This window comes from Myxacorys sp. (genome assembly GCF_059501405.1).
The window spans coordinates 123,290-144,933 of the sequence record NZ_JCACCM010000127.1 but is presented as its reverse complement, the minus strand read 5'-3'; the positions used below and the strand labels follow the sequence as shown (position 1 = coordinate 144,933).

General features: G+C 49.7%; 19 protein-coding genes and 1 pseudogene. 8 read left to right on the top strand and 12 right to left on the bottom strand.

Annotated elements, in window-relative coordinates; translation table 11 throughout:
• Positions 1-17 precede the first annotated feature (17 nt).
• The gene (locus AC5I6P_RS17985) at positions 18-1,160 is read left to right on the top strand and encodes a hypothetical protein (RefSeq protein WP_495695156.1); all 1,143 of its coding nucleotides are present in this window, start codon (positions 18-20) and stop codon (positions 1,158-1,160) included.
• A gap of 2 nt (positions 1,161-1,162) precedes the next feature.
• On the opposite strand, the gene AC5I6P_RS17980 is transcribed toward AC5I6P_RS17985, so the two are convergent.
• Positions 1,163-1,381: a DNA-directed RNA polymerase subunit alpha C-terminal domain-containing protein gene (locus AC5I6P_RS17980; protein ID WP_495695155.1), complete on the bottom strand. Its 219-nt coding sequence runs from the start codon at positions 1,379-1,381 to the stop codon at positions 1,163-1,165.
• Between the two features lie 107 nt (positions 1,382-1,488).
• Here AC5I6P_RS17980 and AC5I6P_RS17975 point away from each other — a divergent pair, with 107 nt between their 5' ends.
• Positions 1,489-2,133 carry an FHA domain-containing protein gene (locus AC5I6P_RS17975; RefSeq protein WP_495695154.1) on the top strand — a complete coding sequence of 215 codons (645 nt, stop codon included), beginning with the start codon at positions 1,489-1,491 and terminating at the stop codon, positions 2,131-2,133.
• Here the strand turns inward: AC5I6P_RS17975 and AC5I6P_RS17970 are convergent.
• The 4 genes from AC5I6P_RS17970 to tatC all read right to left on the bottom strand — a co-directional run bounded on the left by AC5I6P_RS17970 (position 2,130) and on the right by tatC (position 6,500).
• Positions 2,130-3,629 (bottom strand): CoA-acylating methylmalonate-semialdehyde dehydrogenase, encoded by a 1,500-nt coding sequence (locus AC5I6P_RS17970; RefSeq protein WP_495695153.1) that lies wholly within the window; start codon positions 3,627-3,629, stop codon positions 2,130-2,132. The genes AC5I6P_RS17975 and AC5I6P_RS17970 overlap by 4 nt on opposite strands.
• 86 nt (positions 3,630-3,715) lie before the next feature.
• A complete protein-coding gene (locus AC5I6P_RS17965; protein WP_495695152.1) occupies positions 3,716-4,333 on the bottom strand; it encodes a Uma2 family endonuclease in 618 nt (205 codons plus the stop codon).
• A gap of 170 nt (positions 4,334-4,503) precedes the next feature.
• Entirely contained in the window at positions 4,504-5,394 is an 891-nt protein-coding gene (locus AC5I6P_RS17960; protein ID WP_495695151.1) for a pentapeptide repeat-containing protein, read from the bottom strand.
• Between the two features lie 296 nt (positions 5,395-5,690).
• Complete coding sequence (gene tatC / locus AC5I6P_RS17955) at positions 5,691-6,500, bottom strand: twin-arginine translocase subunit TatC (RefSeq protein ID WP_495695150.1); 810 nt, start codon at positions 6,498-6,500, stop codon at positions 5,691-5,693.
• Between the two features lie 199 nt (positions 6,501-6,699).
• On the opposite strand from tatC, the gene AC5I6P_RS17950 reads away from it, so the two are divergent.
• The gene (locus AC5I6P_RS17950; protein ID WP_495695149.1) at positions 6,700-6,999 is read left to right on the top strand and encodes a hypothetical protein; all 300 of its coding nucleotides are present in this window, start codon (positions 6,700-6,702) and stop codon (positions 6,997-6,999) included.
• A 203-nt stretch (positions 7,000-7,202) separates the two neighbouring features.
• On the opposite strand, the pseudogene AC5I6P_RS17945 reads toward AC5I6P_RS17950, so the two are convergent.
• Positions 7,203-7,993: pseudogene (locus AC5I6P_RS17945) on the bottom strand (IS5 family transposase).
• Positions 7,994-8,086: 93 nt separating this feature from the next.
• On the bottom strand, positions 8,087-10,264 hold the full coding sequence (locus AC5I6P_RS17940; protein WP_495695148.1) for a lytic transglycosylase domain-containing protein: 2,178 nt from the start codon (positions 10,262-10,264) through the stop codon (positions 8,087-8,089).
• Between the two features lie 327 nt (positions 10,265-10,591).
• Between AC5I6P_RS17940 and AC5I6P_RS17935 the strand changes: the two genes are divergently transcribed.
• Positions 10,592-12,058, top strand: a complete 1,467-nt coding sequence (locus tag AC5I6P_RS17935; protein WP_495695147.1) for a leucyl aminopeptidase — start codon at positions 10,592-10,594, stop codon at positions 12,056-12,058.
• An 87-nt stretch (positions 12,059-12,145) separates the two neighbouring features.
• Here the strand turns inward: AC5I6P_RS17935 and AC5I6P_RS17930 are convergent, their stop codons facing one another.
• From AC5I6P_RS17930 to AC5I6P_RS17920, 3 genes are all read right to left on the bottom strand, one after another.
• The gene (locus AC5I6P_RS17930; RefSeq protein WP_495695146.1) at positions 12,146-13,264 is read right to left on the bottom strand and encodes an LOG family protein; all 1,119 of its coding nucleotides are present in this window, start codon (positions 13,262-13,264) and stop codon (positions 12,146-12,148) included.
• A 165-nt stretch (positions 13,265-13,429) separates the two neighbouring features.
• Positions 13,430-13,753 (bottom strand): thioredoxin, encoded by a 324-nt coding sequence (trxA, locus tag AC5I6P_RS17925; RefSeq protein WP_495695145.1) that lies wholly within the window; start codon positions 13,751-13,753, stop codon positions 13,430-13,432.
• 348 nt (positions 13,754-14,101) lie between these two features.
• Positions 14,102-15,265 (bottom strand): GuaB3 family IMP dehydrogenase-related protein, encoded by a 1,164-nt coding sequence (locus AC5I6P_RS17920; protein WP_495695144.1) that lies wholly within the window; start codon positions 15,263-15,265, stop codon positions 14,102-14,104.
• 177 nt (positions 15,266-15,442) lie between these two features.
• Here AC5I6P_RS17920 and sufU point away from each other — a divergent pair, with 177 nt between their 5' ends.
• From sufU to AC5I6P_RS17900, 4 genes are read left to right on the top strand one after another with little or no spacing between them, the layout of a single operon-like run.
• Positions 15,443-15,907, top strand: a complete 465-nt coding sequence (gene sufU, locus AC5I6P_RS17915; RefSeq protein WP_495695143.1) for a Fe-S cluster assembly sulfur transfer protein SufU — start codon at positions 15,443-15,445, stop codon at positions 15,905-15,907.
• A 40-nt stretch (positions 15,908-15,947) separates the two neighbouring features.
• On the top strand, positions 15,948-16,466 hold the full coding sequence (locus AC5I6P_RS17910; RefSeq protein WP_495695142.1) for a Ycf51 family protein: 519 nt from the start codon (positions 15,948-15,950) through the stop codon (positions 16,464-16,466).
• Between the two features lie 9 nt (positions 16,467-16,475).
• Positions 16,476-17,636, top strand: a complete 1,161-nt coding sequence (locus AC5I6P_RS17905) for an iron-containing alcohol dehydrogenase family protein (RefSeq protein ID WP_495695141.1) — start codon at positions 16,476-16,478, stop codon at positions 17,634-17,636.
• Between the two features lie 45 nt (positions 17,637-17,681).
• Entirely contained in the window at positions 17,682-18,884 is a 1,203-nt protein-coding gene (locus tag AC5I6P_RS17900; RefSeq protein ID WP_495695140.1) for an aspartate aminotransferase, read from the top strand.
• Positions 18,885-19,086: 202 nt separating this feature from the next.
• Here the strand turns inward: AC5I6P_RS17900 and AC5I6P_RS17895 are convergent, their stop codons facing one another.
• Complete coding sequence (locus AC5I6P_RS17895) at positions 19,087-20,079, bottom strand: ribose-phosphate pyrophosphokinase (protein ID WP_495695139.1); 993 nt, start codon at positions 20,077-20,079, stop codon at positions 19,087-19,089.
• Between the two features lie 447 nt (positions 20,080-20,526).
• Positions 20,527-21,513, bottom strand: coding sequence for a GTP 3',8-cyclase MoaA (gene moaA, locus AC5I6P_RS17890; RefSeq protein ID WP_495695138.1), 987 nt, complete (start codon positions 21,511-21,513; stop codon positions 20,527-20,529).
• Between the last annotated feature and the right edge of the window lie 131 nt (positions 21,514-21,644).

The window sequence follows — 21,644 nt, the reverse complement described above, 5'->3', positions numbered from 1 at the left end:
TATGTCACGAAACGGTTATGCCACGAAACGACTTCAATGATCCGCAATCTTCCCCAGTTCCTAGAAAATCTCGCTCTAGTGTGCCACAGCCTCGCCCGCCAAAGCAAACTCCGCCGCTCGTTAAAACGCTTGGCATCAAAACGCTACGGAGTGCCATTCGAGGGCTAGAAAACCTTGTTGAAACGTTGGAAGCAGAACCGTCAGAGCCATCACCGCATTCTGATGTCTCGCCAAAGCGATCGCTTTGGCAGAATGTTCTGATTCAAGTGCGATTGGCTTTGCCAAGCTCCAGAGGATCGCGACTGCCTAAAAAGTTAAGACGCAACCTCAACGATCGCACACTCACTGGACTGGTTGCCGGAATTGTCGTGATTTGCTTCTGGTTCACGTCTACCCTGTTCTCTTCAACACCGTCTCCAAAAGTTGCATCCGACCCACCGCAGTCTCCGCCCGAAATTGCCTCCAGGCCGGCTGTCTCTAAACCGACTGTCTCTGAACCGACCGTCTCCGAGCCTGATGCCTCCCAGCCAGTCGAACCTGCGCCCAGCCCTTCTGTCGTTCCCACTCCACCCGTCGAGTCCATTCCATCTGATCTGTCTTCTCCTGACTCTGCCGAAATTCCTGTCGCCTTTGAGCCTAAAATCCCGCTTCCCGACGTTTCTGAAACGCCTGCTCCCGCGATCGTCGCCTCTGAGCCGACTTCAGACTCAATCTCTGAGCCAATCGTCGAACCTGCTAAACCAACCGTAGCCTCTGAGCCGCAACCTGAACCTTCCTCTGTTGCCATCGAGCCTGTCCCCCCGCAGCCACCAGAACCGCAACCTGAACCAATCCAACTGACGCCCGAACAAAGTTTAATCGCCTCCATTCAAGGGCAGGTGAGCGAGATTAGCGATCGCTACATCAGCGCTCTTGTGCAGTCGGTGCAGCCAAACTTTCGCAGCAGTCGTCTAGTCGTTCAAGTCGGCGAGGGTTGGTATCAGCTTTCGCCCCAGCAGCAGGATCAGTTGAGCGATGAATTATGGGCGCGATCGCAAGAACTCGACTTTATCAACCTCCACCTTCGCGATCCGAACGGAATGCTAATCGCTCGGAGTCCGGTAGTCGGTTCCTCAATGGTGATTCTCAAGCGCTCACCCAACCTGCAAAAAACGGTTTAGTGCTATTGCAGATCGTTGAGGGGTAGGGTGAGATTGAACTTTTGCTCTAAAGCCGTGATCACTTCTTCTGAACACTCCTTGTCCAAAATTTCGAGGTCTTCTTGGGTGTAGTTCATGAGGTCTGCGATCGTGGCGATTTGCGATCGCTTGAGTGACCCCAGCGCTTTCATAGAAAGCTCCAGCGTTTCTACTGGAATTTGGTCAAATGTGTCTTGGGTCATAGCCAATAGATTTTGTTACTACCAGAATTGATCGTACCGGGTCAAATTCCGTTTTTTTGGGAAACTTTAGACCAATACTCAGATTGCGCCGTGCTAACCCACCTTCTATGACTATAGAATCCAACCTACTAGATTCCGTAAACGCTCCAGAGCAGAGTCCTTTTACCGAATGTCCAACGTCTAATCTGGCTCCGCAGGCTGAAGAATTTTGGTCAGATGATGCGTTTGCAAAAGGTCCAACGGTATCCATTGACCTTGAGAAAGAGCCGTTCGCCATTTCGTCGTCTTCTAAATCTCTTCAATACATTCAAGGTGTGTTGCAGAGCGATCAGGTTTATATTGTCACTAACCTAATGGGCGATCACTCGCAAACCTTGCGCCAACCGCAGACCGCATGGACAATCGGACGAAATCGAGCGGCAGCCTTGCCTCTCCAAGATCGAAGTCTTTCTCGTCGTCATGCCGTGTTGCTCTATGTCGCAGGTGACGGATTTTATCTCGTCGATCTCAATAGCATGAACGGTTCGTATGTAAATGAGCAGCGGGTTCAGCAGCGACAACGGTTACAAGACGGCGATCGCATCCGCATCGGTGCCACCGAGTTCACGTTTTTCCTCAGCGCTGAAGCTCGGCTGCTAGAGCCGCTTCATCCTGAAGTATTGGCTCGACTGACGAATACCGAGTCTCGTCAGTCATATATCGATTTTTCGGAGTTGAATGAAGAAATTTCATTTAATGTTCCGAAGCGCTAAAACTGCCGTGTCCAGTCTTGCCAGCGTTCGACAACCACTTTAGTTTGGGTGAAAAATTCGATGGCATGTGCGCCTTGCCCGTGTAGGTCTCCGAAGAAGCTTTCTTTCCAGCCGCTAAAGGGAAAGAAAGCCATGGGAGCCGCCACGCCAATGTTAATGCCAATGTTTCCGGCTTCGGCTTCGTAACGAAATTTGCGAGCGGCAGCACCACTGGAGGTGAACAAAGACGCCATGTTTCCGTACTGGCTGCGGTTGACTAGCGCGATCGCAGCTTCAATACTGTCTAAATGAATCAAACTCAGGACAGGACCAAAAATTTCAGTTTTCGCGATTTCTCCAGCCGGATCGACGTTTTGTAAAATCGTTGGACGTACAAAGTAACCGTCATAGCCAGAAATATTAGGTTGCCGTCCATCAACTAACACGGTAGCGCCTTCGTGGGTCGCTTGCTGAATTAAGCTTTCGATCCGGGTTTTGCTTTGCGCGGTGATGACAGGCCCCATTTGCGTCGTTGGGTCGAGTCCAGATCCAACAGTACGAGCCGTAGCGGCTTCTGCGATCGCATCGGTAAACGTCTCTTTTGCGTCTCCCACTGTAATAGCAATCGAAGCAGCTAAACAGCGCTGTCCAGCGCAGCCAAAGGCGCTATCTGCCATGATTCGCGTCGTCATTGCAATATCGGCATCTGGAAGCACGATCACTGGATTTTTTGCGCCGCCTTGACACTGCGATCGTTTTCCATTGGCGGCAGCGCGACTGTAGACATATTTTGCGATCGCCGATGATCCGACAAAGCTAATGGCTCGAATTGTGGGATGATCCAACACCGCATCAACGGCTTCTTTTGCGCCGTTCACCAGATTTACAACGCCTTTAGGTAAGTCGGTTTGCTCTAGCAGGCGAAACACCTTTTGCATTGTGAGTGGCACGCGCTCTGAAGGTTTGACAATGCAGGTATTGCCACACGCGATCGCATACGGCAAAAACCAAAATGGAATCATGCCCGGAAAATTAAACGGGGTGATGATCGCAACGACCCCGAGCGGCTGCCGGATCATCTGTTCGTCAATCCCTCGCGCGATATCTTCGGAGTTATAGCCCTGCATCATCATCGGGATACCGCAGGCGACTTCAACATTCTCGATCGCGCGTCGCAGTTCGCCTTTAGATTCAGCTAACGTTTTGCCACATTCGAGCGTAATCGTGTGCGCAAGGGATTCAAACTGATCTTCGAGTAAGGCCTTGAGTTTAAACAGATATTGCACCCGTTCTGTTGCAGGGGTGCGTCGCCAAGATTTGAAGGCTTCTGACGCGGCTTGAGCGGCGCGATCGATATCATCCGCAGAAGAAAGCGGAACTTTGCCTAACGATTCGGTGGTGGCAGGATTGATGACCTCTAAATAGCGGTCAGTCGTTGGGGTAGACCATTCACCGTTAATATAATTTTTTGCGGTTGTTTCTGAGTTGTGCAACGCTGCGATCGCAGAATGATTCATCGTTTCTCTCCTCACTCTCTTTCATCTTGCCGTAACTTGTCTGAAAGCGATGAGTCGTGCTGTACCCTCTCGTAAGTTTTTGCAGTTTATTGCCCTGCTGCAAACATCGCGTCTGCTGTAATCGTTAATTCTGGAAAGAGCGGAGAGTCAATGCGATCGTTGCCTCGAAATTGTCTCACTTCGTATTCCCCATCAATGAGTTGATAGATCGACAACGTGGGCTGCTTAGGATTGCCGATGTATCGTCTGCCGCCCAAGCCAAGGTAATCGACAATCCAGTATTCTACGATGCCAAGCAGTTCGTAGTCTTTTAATTTCATCAAATAGTCGTCTTGCCAGTTGGTGGAAACGGCTTCTACAACCAACCCTACCGATTGCCCTAACGTAATGATCGAACCTTTTTCCCATTGAGGTTCATTTGAAAGGGTGCGATCGTCGAGAATAATCACATCCGGTTCATAACCCGATTGGTCGTCAAGGGATTTAATGATGCACTCTCTTGGAATAAAATAAGGCATTTTAAGGCGTTCTATTTCAACAAACAGTTTTCCACTTGTAAATCCTGCAACTCGTGAATGTTTGCCCCTTGGTTTCGGCATTTCAATAATTTTTCCGTTGTGCAATTCGTAGCGGTATTCTGAGTTTTCTGGATACCAAGCGATGAATTCATCGAAGGTAACTTGGGTCTGAAGAGTTTGAGTCATGGCGTTACTTCCAGTTCTTGTAACCTGCGATTTTTTAGGAGGTGCACTTCGCGCAAATCGCGTACTTTATTCTGACATTTGCAAATGAACACGACGAAAGGATTGACAAACCGACGACTGGAATCAGTGTTTGTCAATCCAAACTTTTAAAGTTCAACGTTACGCCGCTTCTAAGAAGTCACGCTGCGCCGCTTCTGCACATTTTGATTAGCAGTTAACGACAAGTAGCGCAAATTCATTTCTGAAAGCACGGCTTCTGACAAATTAGTTTCATCGATCTTGACGCCCATCATTCTCACGTTGCTCAAATCCGATCTCGCCAAGTTTGCTCGACTTAAATTTGTCCACTGCAAATTTGCGCTGTGCAAAAACGCTTGTTCTAAGTTGGCATCTGTCAGATTCGCGCCCGCTAAATTTGCACCTTGCAGCTTTGCCTCACGAAAATTTGAGGACGCTAGATTGGCTGACTTCAAATTTGCCCCACTAAGTTTGGCAGCACTTAAATTGATGCCTGTTAAATTGAGTCCTTCTAGATCTACCCCGTTTAGGAAGGCGTCTGCCAAGTTGGTGTCGTTGAGAAATGCACCTTTTAAAGTTGCCCCGCTCAGTCTGGCGCTTTGTAGGTTTGCCCAACTGAGGTTTGCACCCCGTAAATCTGCGCCACGCAAGTTGACCGAGAGGAGTTTTGCACTACACAAGTTTGCTCGCTGAAGAATTGCGCTACGCAGATTTGCGTGACTTAAATCTGAACCTGTGAGGCGCGATCGCGTCAGGTCAGATTTCACCATAAACGCCCCGTTGAGCCGCGCTTTGGTAAGGTCAGTGTCAATCAAACACCCTTCGCTGAGTTTAGTAAATTCTAGGTTTGCCCAGTTTAGGAATGCACCACTTAGATTCGCTTTGGTGAGGAAGGCTCGGCTGAGGTTTGCACCCGTTAGATTGGCATTTTCAAGGTTGATATCAACGAGCATTGCCCCTCTAAGGTCAATGCTTCGGAGATCGGCTCCTGCAAAATTTCTTTCGCCCCTCTCGTATCGTCGCATGAGTTCGGTGATATCCATAACGTGACTTTGGCTAGGGATAGTTGACCTGTCTGTAGCAAAGCAAAGGTGTAGCCCCCCTCAGTGTAGAGGTGGAGGTGGAGGTTGTAGAGGGCTTGTATTAGTTAAAGTTGGAAAGTAATAGTTTGTAATAGATGTTTAGCAGAGTTTAAGTTCGCGCGATCGCATGCTCTCAGAAGATCGGTTGGATGGGTGTGAGAGAGGTCAGGACGCTTTTTGCACAGATGATTATTCAGGCACCCAGTTCCACTTCTTGCCCAACTCCGGTTGTTGGACGTGGAAAGCTACAATTTCACTCAACGCCCTAACAATTTAACGAACCCAATTCCACTAAAGTAAAGCACCAAAATAGCTCCGCCCAACAAGCTTTGGGTCAAAGGATCTGTTGACGGGGTGATCACTGCCCCGACGATCGCGGCTCCTAACAAAACATACTTCCATGCTGCCAGCATTTGTTTAGAAGAAACGATGCCCAAAAAACCGAGCAATGCTTGAATGACTGGAACCTGAAACGTTAATCCTGTTCCAAACATTAACAGTAAGATGAATTCAAAATAGCGATCGATCGACCACGCTTGCTCAACAACCTCTGCGCCATAGGAGATAAAGAAATTCAACGCGGCGGGAATCAATGCGATGTACGCAAACGCCAATCCACCTAGAAACAATGTGCTAGAGCCTAAGACAACGGGAGCTAAAAAGCGTTTCTCTCGACGCGTTAGTCCTGGTGTGACAAACGCAATGATTTGATACAAAATAAATGGCGCAGATAAAATTAAGCCGCTATAGCCTGCAACCTTGATCGACACAAAGAAATATTCTCCCGGTGCAAGCTGAAGAAACTTAACGCCTTGCGCTGGTACTTCAAGCAGTTGGACAATCGGTTTGACAAAGCTAAAGCAGCCAATGACGCAGATCGCGATCGCAATCAATGAGTAAAAAATGCGCTGTCGCAGTTCTTCTAAATGATCAAACAGCGACATCTCAACATCATCAAGGGCGCCATTTTCGTCAATGACCTCAGCCGAAGGATTAGCTGTCATTGTTGTGGCAGTCTCTTCAGCGCTATCTAGGCTATTGGTTTCTAGTTCCGAAGGAGCAGTCATGGGTCAAGCTTTCTATCGGGAGGGTTGTACCTATTGTATCGGGGACGGTCTTTTGATGAATAGAATTAGGACGCGTTAATTCTATTCAAGACCGAGATAACGCCTTAGAATTGCTTCAAATTGATTAGTCCCAAGTTTCCCAGTCTATGTTTACTGGTGAAGATTGCATTTTGGAATTGCGAGTGGCGAAAATTAAAAGATGCGCGAGTTTTTGATTAAGTGCCTTGATGATGATTGGTCGCTACCTTATGAGCGGTGGTTAGAAGTGTTTCATCCTAACTCGCTCACCTTCAAAAGGTTGCCAGGAAACCAGTATCGTATTGAGGTTATGAAGGTTCCCATTTACTTTGCTCATGAACCTCCTGGAATTTACCTCTGCGTTGAGGGCAAACTACCGGATATCATAATGAGCCAAATTGTGAATGAAGTGTTAAGTAACTTACAGCAAGTGACAGGACAAGAAGGTGAAATTATCGATCAAAGCTCGATTATTCCTTGAAGAATGGAACTGCCCACTTCATAATATCACACGACAATCGACAGAAAATTACTGCGATCGCCCCACTAAACTTTCGCTTGACGCGGAAGAATTTCTCCACAAAGCAAACAACGAACCCGCCATTCTTTTCGCGGATCATGGCAAGCTAATTCACTGCCAGAGCTAAGAGGATGTTTGGAAATACGGAGAAGGTGAGAAACGATTCAAGCCAGCCTGCGTAGCATAATCCGAATCATCGCAATGTAAATGAAGGCTTCCGAAGACTCGGGTAAGCGCTCATAATCAACATTCAGCCGACGGCACCAATGCAGCCAACCGTAGGTGCGTTCCACGACCCACCGCTTCGGTAACAACACAAACCCTTTCGTACCCTGAGGACGCAGGACGGTTTCTAGCACCAGAGCGAAGGTATCGGTGACCCACCGCAAAAAGTCCACCCCAGAGAAGCCGCCATCGACCCAGATGCGCGTCAGGTGGGGCAACCGTTGCCGCTCATCCTGCACCTGGTGGAGCAATTGCTTTGCTCCTTCCCGTTCGGGGTGCGGACGGCGACCACTTTGAGCGCCATCAGCAGACCGAGCGTATCGACCAGCGTGAAGCGTTTGCGCCCTTTCGTCTGCTTGCCCGCGTCATAGCCAACGGCTTGTTGCACCATGACGGCGGTTGGCACCGTTTGAGAATCGAGACTGCCCGCACTGGGACTGGGGTCGCGCCCTTCGATGACTCTCACCCACGGCACCAAGTGGTCATGCACTCGTTTCCATGTCCCATCGTTGCGCCACTTGCGAAAGTAGTAATAGACCGTCGAGGGCGGTGGATACGAGGGTGGCAACAGTCGCCAAGCGCAGCCACTCACCAAGACATACAAGATCGCTTGCACCACTTGCATCAAATTCACCCTGCGCGGTCGTCCTGTGGGAGCGGCAGGCGGCAGCACCGATGCCAGCAATTCATATTGTTCTAGGGTGAGTTCGCTTGTGTAGGCTAGAGTCATGGCTTCCTGGAGGGCTGGTTCATAGGTATATTCAGCCTAATCCCAGGAAGCTTTTCTCATTACTAGTGCGCCTTGCTACTTTCCAAACATCCTCTAAGACATCTGAGTAATGCGCTGTGAAAGCTCTGGGTTATACAGCCGCATGTAGTTCCAGTAATTACCCAACACTGACTTCACGTATCCTTTCGTTTCGTCGTACGGAATTTGCTCGACAAATTCGTCAGAGTCTTGGGTTTTAGACTTACTGACCCACTCTGCAACTGCTCCAGGGCCTGCATTGTAGCTAGCGACTGCCAGCATAGAGTTATTCGCATACTCTTGATGCGTGTGGTCCAAATACCACGTGCCCAGATTAATGTTGTCTTGAGGATCATCAAGTTTATATTGCTTCAGCTTAATATTGCTGGCAATAAAGGACGCCGTTTCGGGCATCACCTGCATCAGCCCAGCCGCTCCAACACTCGACTTGATCTTCGGCTCAAACCGGGACTCTTGACGAATCAACGCCGTGACTAACATCGGATTGAGTTGACGCTGCTGCGACCACGTTTCGATCTCCTGGACAAAGGGGAAAGGATACAGCGCTTGCCAGTAAGCGGGTTGTTGAGCGAGTTGCTGATACTGCTCTTTGTCTTCGGGCTTCTCGCGATCGCTGAGACTCGACACCATATAAATGCCATCTAAGTTGTCGCCGACGCCTAAGCGCATGATGCCATCTGTAAACTGTTCTGCCACAGTGGGATCGGTGCGATCGCGGTACTCGACTTGCCAATGTGCCCAAGCGTCGCGGTCTTGCCCGATCTGATACAGTTCTTTCATGGCATCCGAACCCGCAGGCAGTACAGGACGGGTTGCCGGTTTTTGCACTTGCGGATTGAGCGATCGCACTGTGCTAAAATCTCCCACATTCCAGCCCAACATGCTGGCGGAGCGCCACGCATAGTACGATTCAGGACGCTCTTTCAAGACGCGCTCAAAGGCCTGTTTCGCCTCTCGCTCTTGACCGAGACGCTGAGACCACTTACCGACCCAAAATCCGGCTTGCGGCGCAATTTCACTTTTTGGACTATTCACGAGAATCGGGGCTGCCCATTCTTTGGCAAGCTTAATATCTCCCGCTTTGGCACGATCTTGAGCATACATCCAGCGCATTTCTGCGGCCGCATCCGAATTGGCATACTGGGTTAACAGGAGTTGACGCATCATGGCCGCCGTTTTAGCGCTCTTAAGAGTGTCGAGCTTCTTCGATTTCTCAAGTAACGCTTCCGCTGCTCGGCTTGGAAAATTCTGAGCGACCTGGTCGTAGTACGCGATCGCGGTCTGAGGGCTCTCGGCTAAGCTACCTAAACGCATTAGGGCCAATCCCGCTTCATCGGATTGCGGAAACTGTTGAACGACTTGCTGATAGCGCTGTTCTCCACCGGGTTTACCCGTGAGATGCAGCCCCCGACCAGAACGATAAACGCTCCTCGCGGTTTGAGGTGCGCGTGAATAGGCGATCGCGGCTTTGTCATAGACCTGGTTTTCCCAGTAGCCAAACGCGATCGCGTCCCAATCTTCGGGCTTCAGTTGGGGTGCAAAGCGACTGGTGAGCGTATCGAGAACGTCAGTATAGCCCTCACTATCGACGCCATATTTTGCGAGCGTGAGCAGAACTGGAAGCTGTTTTTGATTTTTCTTAAAGCGAGTTTTGGCAATTTCGAGCGATCGTGGATGTGATGGAAACTTATCCAACGCTTGATCCCAATACTTGGGGTTGTCTTTTCCTAAGAAAAAGAGCACTTCTGCTGCCGCCGGATCTTTCGGATATTGCTTGATCAGTTCTTGCCAAGCTGCGATCGTTTCTTTTGGCTTGCCTGCCGCCTCGTAAGCTTGGGCACGCTTGAGCAGAATTTGTGGTGCGAGAACGGTGTAGTCTTTCTCTAAATCTTTTAAGGGTTCTAACGCTTTCTCCCCTTGTCCCTGAACCACAAGATCGCTCGCTAACATGTACCGAGCGCGGTTCCGCTCTAGCGACGGATTTAGCTTCTCAACTGCCGCTTCTAAAGTTTGTGCCCGTTGTTTCGGAGATTGCATCACTAGCGGGCTGACAAGCTTACTGGGCGCACCAATCGTATTCGGTTTGGAATGAAATGGTTCTAACGATCCTAAACCCGCAGACGGTTGAGCGTCCTGCTTCAATAATTTTTCGATCGGCAATACTGCGCCTGCAAGGAGCGCCAGCGCCCCGGCTCCGACTGCCAGTGAAATCCAGACCTTCCGTTCCTTCATCAACTATCTCCCAGGGGGTTGGGTAAAATCTCACAAGCTGTTAGCAGTTATAACAAAAATCGATTCTTCTTAACAGTTAATAAGCTAGGGATATCTCACAAGCTGTACCTTTGCCGAGCTTAGCGCAAGTCTAGCGGTTAACACTACTCTTTTACCATCTAATTACATATACGGAACTTCAAATTTAACAGGTACTTGATATACCTTTAATTACTGAAGTCAGTGATCTAGAATTCGTGCGATTTGTCTGACCAAAGCCCAGCCTCATCGTTTGTTTTTGAGCAATACTAGAAACCAGTGGTTGAACCCAATTGAAGGTAGTACTGGATGAATTTACAAGCAACGGGAACGTCGATTCTAGAGTGGTCAGGAGAGGGTTTAGCGATCGGCATGTTTGAGGATGCGACTGCTCTCACAGGCGATCTGGAAACGTTAGATGGCAAGCTATCTGGCGCGATCAAGGATTTGATTGCCGACGCAGATTTTAAGGGCAAGCCTGCTACTAGCGCCTCGACTCGGATTGCAGGTAGCCCCATTCGCAAGCTGATGTTAGTCGGGCTGGGCAAGTCAGACCAAATGACGCTAGAAGGTCTTAGACGGGCAGGAGCTGCTGCCGCGAAGCTGGCGAAGCGCGAGCGCTGCAAAATGGTGGGCATCAGTTTGCCGATCTTTAACAATGATGCCGCCGCTAGTGCCCAAGCGATCGCAGAAGGGGCTGAATTAGCCTTGTATGAGGATCGCCGCTTCAAATCAGAACCCGATGACACGCCGCCCGTCGAGCAAATTGAATTACTGGGGCTAGCTGGGCAAGACGCGGCAATCGAAAAAGCGCACAAGATTTGCTCTGGCGTGTTTCTAGCCAGAGAATTAGTGGCAGCTCCGGCAAATTATCTGACGCCAGTTACCATGGCAGAAACGGCTAGTGCGATCGCATCGGAATTTGGTTTGCAAGCAGAAATTCTTGAAAAAGAAGACTGCGAAAAGCTTGGTATGGGAGCCTTTTTAGGCGTGGCTCAAGCGTCTGATTTGCCGCCAAAATTCATTCATTTGATCTATAGACCAGACGGCGCGGCCCGCAAGAAAGTCGCGATCATTGGCAAAGGCTTAACCTTTGATTCTGGCGGTCTCAATATCAAAGGAGCCGGAAGCGGCATCGAAATGATGAAAACCGACATGGGAGGAGCCGGGGCAACGCTGGGAGCCGCCAAAGCGATCGCGCAACTGAAACCCGATGTGGAAGTGCATTTCATCGTAGCGGCAACCGAGAACATGATTAGCGGTCGAGCCATTCACCCCGGCGATATTTTGACGGCCTCCAACGGTAAAACGATCGAAATTAACAACACTGACGCTGAAGGACGCTTAACGTTAGCTGATGCGCTGGTGTATGCAGAAAAATTAGAGGTCGATGCGATCGTCGATCTCGCCACGCTCACCGGGGCTTGCGTCGTTGCACTCGGTGACAGCATTGCTGGGTTGTGGAGTCCGAGTGACGACGTGGCAAATCAACTCGTCAGCGCGTCCGAACAGGCAGGCGAGAAAATCTGGCGAATGCCGATGGAGGAAAAATACTTCGAGAGCATGAAGTCTGGCATTGCAGACATGAAAAACACAGGGGCTCGCGCAGGCGGTGCAATCTCTGCGGCGATCTTCCTCAAACAGTTTGTTAAAGAAACTCCTTGGGCGCACCTGGATGTTGCAGGGCCGGTTTGGGCAGATAAGGAAAACGGCTACAACGGAGCAGGCGCAACCGGGTATGGCGTTAGAACCCTAGTCAATTGGGTCACAAGCTAATCCTTCAGATCACTCTCTAAACACCGGAACGGACGACGAATCAATTCTATCGCTCACCGATTCGCCACCCGTTCCTCCCTGCTTTGCTTACTTGCGCTCTGGATGAGCCGAGTCCTCTAGTGAAGGCGTACCCCACTCATTGATCGCTCGAATCATTTGATAGAGCCGTCCCAAATCTCTTTGATTGAAATAAAATATCAGACGCGGTAAGTCGGCGGTCTCGTCTCTCGTTTCTTGAGGTAACGCCTGGCTCTTCTCAATGCTGCCAGCTACTAAAATGTCACTGAAGCGATCGTTGAGTTTTTGCACCGCTTCATCTGATAGCTCTGACTTTAACCGCATCACCAGTTGATGTCCCACATAGCGGCTGGAGTGATAGACCTGGTAGAAACTCGAAATCGCATCGCAAGCGACTTCCAAATTATCGGTCAGGGTATAAAGGCTTGGATCTTCAGGGCTGATTAACCCCCGCTTTAGAAGTTGCTTATCAATATACTCTGTCCAATCGTGCCAATAGTTCCCGCCTGGCTTGTCTATCAACACCAGAGGCACAGGAGCGGCTTTCCCGGTCTGGGTCAAGGTCAAGCACTCAAACGCCTCATCCTGCGTCCCAAATCCACCGGGAAACAGTGCCAACGCATCACTCTCTCTTAAAAAGAAGACTTTTCGCGTAAAGAAGTACTTAAACGGAATCAGCTTCGGATCACCTTCAATAAACGGATTTGCGCCTTGCTCAAACGGGAGTTGAATATTGAGACCAAAGGAATTCTCGGCTCCTGCTCCTTCGTTACCCGCTTGCATAATGCCACCCCCTGCACCCGTAATCACCATGTATCCCTGATCTGTTACACAGCGAGCAAACTCTTTCGCCATCTGATACTCAGCCGTACCTGGCTGAATCCGGGCAGAGCCAAAAATGGCAATTTTGCGAACGTGGCGGTAAGGATAAAACGTGGTGAATGCCCGTTCCATATCCTGAACAGAGGCATTGAGAATCTTCCAGTCCAATCGCTCAATGTCTTCTCCAGCAACCCGCGCGATCGTACTCAAAGCCTGAGCAACCATATCGCCATGTTCCAGCTTCGGCAGGTGATCAATTAACTGGTTTACCGTCGCTCGAAGCGCCTCTATGTTCAACGCCGGACGGTTTGTTCTATGGATTTCAAAAGGATTTTGGTTTGCAAGGTCCGAAGGATCAACAGTCATGAACTCCTCCACGCGGTGGCATTCTATTTTAGTCGAGATTCCGACAGGTCGTAAAACCTCAGCAATACCGAAAAACGCCTCAGCTTGGGCTGAGGCGCTAAATACTGTTGGAGTATGATGAATGATTTGAACAGATGAAGCTGAACAACAGATACCAAACCCAGTCTAGAGATACTTCTCTAATGTGTTTGACAACGTAGTCTTCGGCACTGCGCCGACCACCATATCCACACGCTGTCCACCCTTGAAGATCATGAGGGTGGGAATGCTGCGGATGCCATACTTGCTTGCAATGCTGGGATTGTCATCCGTATTGACTTTTACGACCTTGACCTTGCCCTCAAACTGCGCTGCGATTTCATCTACCACAGGCGCTACCATGCGGCAGGGACCGCACCAGGGTGCCCAGAAATCGACTAAAACGGGAACCTCGCTTTGCAGCACCTCTTGGTCGAAGGTAGAGTCTGTAACTTGTGCGGCTGCTGACATGCCTGAAAATCCTTGCCTTATGCTCATTTGACAGAAATTCTACCATAGCAAAAACGGCCTGTCGCGGTTGCAGTGCATATACAAATAGATACAATTTTTGTCTCTCATCCCCCTTTAAAAAGGAACCGCCCGAACCGGAGTTCAGGCGGAGTGTGGTGTGAGGAGTGAACGGAAACATGCGTCTCCGCTCCCTTTATTGTAGACGACATATTTAGTTTTACCAGTGCTTCACAAAACGACAGCTAAACTCTTAAGAAAGCGATCAGAATCTAATCAGTGGTTCGCAGTTCTTAAAGTTTTTCGCGCGATGTTTGTAGTTAAAACCCATCGTACCTCAGAAAGAGTGCTCTATTTGCCCATTCCCAATTGTTGTGCCTTTTGGTAGACTTTCCCTTCTGTTAATAACGATGGTGCAATCACAACTTCGACTTGCTGCATTTCCTTAATGTCTTTTGCTCCCAAAGTTCCCATACTGGTTTGCAGTGCCCCTAGTAGGTTGTGAGTGCCATCGTCTAACTGAGCCGGACCTCGCAAAATTTGCTCTAGGGTTCCAGTCGTGCCGACTCGGATTCGAGTTCCTCTTGGCAGAACTGGGCTTGGCGTTGCCATGCCCCAATGGAAGCCGCGTCCTGGTGCTTCTTGCGCTCTAGCAAAGGGCGATCCAATCATCACCGCATCTGCGCCGCAGGCGATACATTTACAAATGTCGCCTCCGGTAATTAAACCTCCATCGGCGATCACCGGAATGTAGGCTCCAGTTTCGTGATAAAAGTCATCACGAGCCGCCGCACAGTCTGCAACTGCCGTCGCCTGGGGAACACCAACCCCCAAAACACCACGAGAAGTACAGGCTGCGCCCGGACCAATGCCAACCATAATGCCGGCGGCTCCTGCTTTAAGCAGGTTCATCGTTACGTCATAGGTCACGCAGTTGCCGAGAATGACGGGAATTGGCATTTCCTGGCAGAATTTGGCAAGATCGAGCGGGGTGGTCGCGTCGGGTGAGAGATGGGCAGTCGAAACCACGGTGGCTTGAATAAAGAACAAATCGGCTCCTGCATTTGCCGCAATTTGTCCATAGTTCATCGCCGCGATCGGAGTTCCACTCACTGCCGCAATGCCGCCCTGTTGCTTAATTTCTTGAATGCGCTTTTCGATTAATTCCGGCTTGATCGGCTGCGAATACAGTTCTTGCATCAAGGGAACGAATTCGGTTGCCCCTACCGATGCAATGCGATCGAGAATCGGGTTGGGATCGTCGTAGCGCGTCTGAACGCCTTCTAAATTCAGCACCCCTAGTGCGCCTAGCTTCGAGAGTTGCACTGCCATGCCGACATCCACGACCCCATCCATTGCACTGGCGATGATTGGAATTTCTCGTTCGATGCCGCCAAGGCTCCAATGGGTATCTGCTAGTTTTGGATCGAGCGTTCGCCCTCCTGGAACTAGCGCAATTTCATCGAATCCGTAAGCCCTGCGAGCAGTTTTGCCCCTGCCAATTTGAATGTCCACGCCATTGTTCCCCAAGAGTATTTGGATAGAGTATCAAATTTCAATTCCGATTGTGTGGGAAAAATGGGGTGTAGGGGAAACGCGAATAGATTGGAGCGGAAGTCTTGCGGGGTCGATTCGGGGAGACCCTGATAGGATGGAATTAGAAATAGAGCTTGTGCAAAGAAAGAAAAACTCATGACTACGGGTAATTTACGCGATCTCTATCAGCAAGTTATTCTTGAGCGCTACAAAAAGCCCAAGTTTCGCGGCGTGACAGAGCCAGTTCATCGCCATCAGCGCGGGCATAATCCGTCCTGTGGCGATACGATCGAGTTGACGGTGCAACTAAATGAAGCGGGCGATCGCATCGAAAATGTGCGGTTTGAGGGCGAAGGTTGTGCGATCGCGATGGCATCCGCCGATCTAATGGCAGAAGCGATGCGCGGTAAAACAACCGAAGAAGCTCTAGAAATGGTGCAGCGCTTCCAAACCATGATGCAGGGTCAGGCCGAGTTTCCGACAGAACACCGAAAGCTCAATGTGATGCAAGGCGTCTCTCAATTTCCCGTCCGGATCAAATGTGCCACCTTAACCTGGCATACTTTGAAAGCCGCTTTAGAATCGTCTACTCAACCGGCTGAATTTGTCAGCAACGAATAAAGCGTTGTGAATAAGGCGTTGTTCTTCCCCTTTCCCCACCATGTTTGAAACTGATCAACTCTTTACTAGCGCTCAATGGTCTGGCATTGCCACGATCGCCTTTTTGGTCTTCACAATTTTGGCGTTTCTGTTTAAGTGGGGCTTTCGCTTCCGATTAGTTGGGGCCACAGGCTTTATGGCAGTTTTGACAGGCGGAATTTTTGCCCTTGCCCTTGCCCTTTATACCCGTCCTAGCATTCCAAACGCTGTGCGTTACTCGCGGGTGTTCGATACCGGAGCCGCGCAGGTTGTAATTATTGTGCCTCCCACGGTGACCGAGACTCAGCTCGAAGCGACGATGCACCAAGCCTCTTTAGATCTATTTTCACCTGGACGGTTATCGCAAGGCAGCGATCGCATGACAATTCGCGTCCGCACGATTACGCATCCCAAACCAGGCGTTTCTCAGCCGTTATATTTGGGTGAAGTTCAGCGGTCGCTCTCCGCTCGAGAGGATGAATCCGCAACGTTCGATATTTACCGCGATCGCTTGGCTCAGCTTTCTCAATCCAACGCTTAACGTTCTGACATGGCTACTGCAACTGATGCTTTGATCTCGCTGTCGATTGCCCCGGCTCAAGTGATTCGAGGATTTAATGCTTTAGAGCAAATGGGAGACGCGATCGCGCGACTAGGATCGCGTCCCTTAGTAGTGGGAGGCGATCGCACATTAGATCTGATTAAACCGCGCCTCAAGCCAATCTTCAAAGCGCATCATTTAGTAAACGCCAGAATTTCCTACGGTAAAGACTGCAGTGAAACAGCCCTCCAATCGATGCAGCAAGCCGTCGCTGACCATCAAGCGGATCTGGTGATTGGGGTTGGGGGTGGTAAAGCCTTAGATGCGGCGAAGCTGTTGGCGTATCAGTGCAAGCTGCCGATTGTGACTATTCCAACGTCTGCGGCGACCTGTGCCGCTTGGACAGCCCTCTCGAACGTTTATTCTGAGCAACATGCGTTTCTCTATGATGTTGGCTTAGCCAAATGTCCAGACTTACTAGTTTTAGATTATGGCTTGATTGCCACGGCTCCTCAACGGACGCTGGTTGCAGGAATTGGAGACGCGATCGCCAAGTGGTATGAAGCCTCGGTCAGTAGTGGTCAATCGGATAAAACGCTCCTCATTGCCGCTGTTCAGCAAGCGAGAGTTCTCCGTGATATTCTGTTTCAAAAGTCTGCGGCGGCTTTAAACGAACCGGGCGGAAAGGATTGGCAAGAGGTCGTAGACGCTTCAGTATTGATGGCAGGTGTGATTGGCGGCATCGGCGGGGCGCAGTGTCGTACGGTGGCGGCTCATGCGGTTCACAACGGACTGACGCATTTGCTCTCAAGTCATGGCGCGCTGCACGGCGAGAAAGTAGCATACGGAATTTTGGTGCAACTGCGGCTCGAAGAAATGGTTCAGGGTAATCAGCTTGCAGCAACTTCGCGGCAGCAGTTGCTTAAGTTTTATAGCGAGATCGGCTTGCCGCAGACCTTAGCCGATTTGGGGTTAAATGGGATTACGATCGCCGAGCTAAATCATGCGGCGGATATCGCTTGTCTACCTGCTTCCGATCTGCATCGCTTGCCTTTTATGGTCGCTCCCTCTCAACTGATGGCCGCGATGGTTTCAACTACGGCTCCTGGCTTGAGCGCAAAACCAGACATCATGGCGGTGTATCCTGAGTTACGTTCTGAGGTAGAATAGCCAACCTGTAGCCGTTTTTTATCGTCATTCATTCCTCACGTTCCCATGAGCCTGTCTTGGATTTCGACTGCCGATCGCTTAAGTTCTCTGCCTCAATACGTGTTTGCTCGATTGGATGAGTTGAAAGCCAACGCGAGAGCGCAAGGCGTTGATCTGATTGATTTGGGAATGGGAAACCCAGATGGAGCGCCCCCAGCGCCGATCATAGAAGCGGCAATCAGAGCGCTAGAAGACTCTCGAAATCACGGTTATCCTCCCTTTGAAGGCACGGCAAATTTCCGTCGGGCGATCACCGACTGGTATGGTCGCCGCTACAATGTTGAGCTTGATCCCGATGGTGAAGCACTGCCATTGTTGGGCTCGAAAGAAGGATTAACGCATTTAGCCTTGGCATATATTAATCCAGGCGATCTGATCCTAGTTCCAAGTCCATCCTACCCGCCCCATTTTCGCGGTCCCTTAATTGCCGGAGCGGAACTTTACCCGTTGGTTCTGACCGCAGAAAACGATTGGTTAATTGATTTAGCTGCCATTCCTGATGATGTCGCTCAGCGTGCGAAGATTCTCTACTTCAATTATCCGAGTAATCCAACGACTGCCATTGCACCCCGCGAATTTTTTAAGGACATTGTTGCGTTTGCTCGCAAATATGAAATTTTGCTAGTTCACGATCAGGCGTATGCAGAACTCGCGTTTGATGGCTATCAGCCGACTAGTTTGCTAGAAATTCCAGGCGCAAAAGAAATTGGAGTTGAGTTTCATACGCTGTCAAAAACCTACAATATGGCAGGCTGGCGCGTTGGGTTTGTGGTTGGCAATCGCCATGTCATTCAAGGATTACGCACCCTCAAGACGAATTTGGATTACGGTATTTTCGCCGCTTTGCAAACCGCCGCCGAAACGGCTCTGCAATTGCCTGATAAGTATGTGTTTGATGTCCAAGAACGCTACCGGGGTCGTCGAGATTTCTTAATCCAAGGCTTGTCAGAGCTCGGGTGGTCGATTCCTAAACCGAAAGCCACGATGTATCTATGGATTCCCTGCCCGATCGGGATGGGATCAACTGATTTTGCGCTCTCAATGCTACAGCAAACGGGAGTGGTGGTGACGCCAGGAAATGCGTTTGGTGCAGGCGGCGAAGGCTACGTGCGGATTAGTTTAATTGCCGGGTGCGATCGCTTAGGTGAAGCCCTCGAACGATTAAAGCAAGCTAACATCCGCTACGACACGTCTAAAGTTGCAGTTTAGACGGCAATTCTGCGATACAAAAATAATTGCTACAACTAAAGACCAATCGCTCTTTAAGGTTGAGGCGGAGTTGCCGCGTTAGGCTCATGGCTTGATGTGCAGGTAAAAATCTACTGTGGTGGCTTAATTAGCAACCCACCTAAAAATATAGGGCTGGCAATAGATACCAACCCTAAACACCTAGACAAATTAATCAGCGATTTTACCGGAACATGCTGCTAACTGAGCTATCTTCGTGAATCCGCCAAATGGTTTCACCGAGGACGCTTGCCACCGAGAGAATCGTCAATTGCGGAAAGCGATCTTTTTCAAGCACTGGAATCGTGTTTGTCACGATCACCTCTTCTAAAACGCCGCTCGATAAGCGCTCGATCGCAGGCGGCGAAAAGATGGCATGAGTAGCACAGGCATACACCTGACGCGCTCCTTCTTGACGTAGTAGTTTCGCTCCTTCTGTAATTGTGCCTGCGGTGTCGATCATATCATCGACCAGCACTGCCGTTTTGCCTGCCACATCCCCAATCACATTCATGACTTCAGCAACATTATGGGCCTGACGTCGTTTGTCAATGATGGCTAACGGAGCGTCGTCAAGTTTTTTCGCTAAGGCTCTCGCCCGAGCCACCCCTCCGACATCTGGTGATACCACCACAATGTCGGGAAGTTGTTTGCTCTTAAGATAGTCGATCACGGCTGGAGAACCATACACATGATCTAGCGGAATATCAAAATAACCTTGGATTTGAGCCGCGTGTAGATCCATCGCAAGAACACGGTTTGCTCCGGCTTGAGCAATCAGATTGGCGGCTAACTTGGCGGTAATCGATTCTCGTCCCGCCGTTTTGCGATCGGCTCTCGCGTAGCCATAGTAGGGCAGCACCGCCGTGATTTGCCTTGCAGATGCCCGCCGACAAGCATCAATCATAATCAGCAGTTCCATCAAATGATCGTTTACGGGTCGGCACGTTGGCTGAATCAGGTAAACGTCACACCCTCGAATGGACTCTTGAATCTGAACGTAAAGCTCGCCGTCTGCAAACCGTTTCCGCACCATCGGACCGAGATCCATGCCTAGGTAGCGTGCAACTTCCTGAGAAAGCGCAATGTTCGCTGAGCCAGAAAGCAGCCGGAGACGATTATTGTCAGGCAGAGAAGGCAGAGTAGACAGAGGAGTGAGTGTTGCAGAACGGATCACAGTAAGCCCTCAAACGCGTTCACCGCAATGTTATCACTGAGGGATTGAAACCGTCGCCTCAGTTTGTGCCGATCTAAACTGTTTGCTCCTTGAGAAAAGAGCAAACGCTTTATTAAGACTGGACTGCTGACCTGGTATAAAAGCTTGCTCAAAGATTCTTCATCCTGTCAGGAGAATTTGTAGATGTAGGTAGATGACCGAGGCCGCAGAGTTGTTAAATAGTGTTCAACATCACTCATTCTGCCAAATTTGTTTCACGATCGCAATCTATTTCACGAATGATCTGACCTTAGTCTGTAGGGACAGTTTTTTCTGGTGAAAAATTGCTTTTCGCCTAAAAATGTGCTTTTCAATACCATTCTAGAGTTTGTCACATCACAATTTCAGACTTTCCACATTCTTTCCACATTCGGAAGTAGCCATATCAGAGTTTGACGCATCTGAAAGTCAGCCGCCGATTTGTGACATGGTGCGATCGTAGGTTCCGGTTGTGCCCGAGTCTCGTTGTTTATAGTTGATTTCAGGCTTAAGCATAAGTAAATCACTCACCTGTTGGCGTAGTTGTACAGTCGAAACGCCTGATCTTAGGGCAGTCCGCAGATCAAGCTGTCCAACTTCATTGAGCAAACATGGGCGTAACCATCCGTCTGCCGAGAGCCGCATCCGGTTACAGCGATCGCAGAAACATTCTGACATCTGACTAATAAATCCTAGCGTCCCTTTCGCTCCAGGAATTTTGAATACATCAGCAGGGCCATTGCCTTTTACGTAGGCTTCGGTCAGTCCCCAGCGTTGCTTGACTTGCTGTCGAATCGTTTCTGAGTTGATCCAGCCTTTGTTGTCAAATAGTTCACTATTACCGATGGGCATGAATTCGATGAATCGGATATGCCACTCGCGATCGCGGCTTAGGGCAGCCAATTCTAGTACTTCGTGATCATTCACCCCTGGAATGACAACAACATTTAGTTTTAGGGGACTAAAGCCTACTTCATATGCCGCCTGAATGCCATTCCACACTTGCTGCCAGCGAGATCTCCCGCGTTGTCCAATAATTTTGTCAAAGGTTTCAGGCTCTAATGAATCGAGGCTGATGTTGATCCGCCGTAAGCCAGCGTTGTAAAGATCTTGCGCCATGCTAGAGAGCAAAAAGGCGTTCGTCGTCATGGAAAGATCTTGCGTTTGGGGTAGAGATGCGATCGCCCGCACAATGTCTACAACGCCGGGGCGAATCAGTGGTTCTCCTCCGGTCAGTCGAAACCGAGTAAATCCGACGGGAATAAACACGTCTCGTAGCAGCGTCAGCAATTCATTCTGCGACAGCAAATTCTGTTGCAGGACATAGTTGAGATCGGTTCCTTCGGGCATGCAGTACTGACACCGGAAGTTGCAGCGATCGATCAGACTGATTCGGAGGTAATCAACTCGGTTCATGCCTTCATTGTGACTGATATGAGTGATTGCTTCAATTTTTAAGAAGCGGTTGCTTCGACTGTGAGAAAGAATTATGTCAGAAAGGATGATGTAGAGACATTTGCTCGGAATGCCATCATTAGCCAATCCGA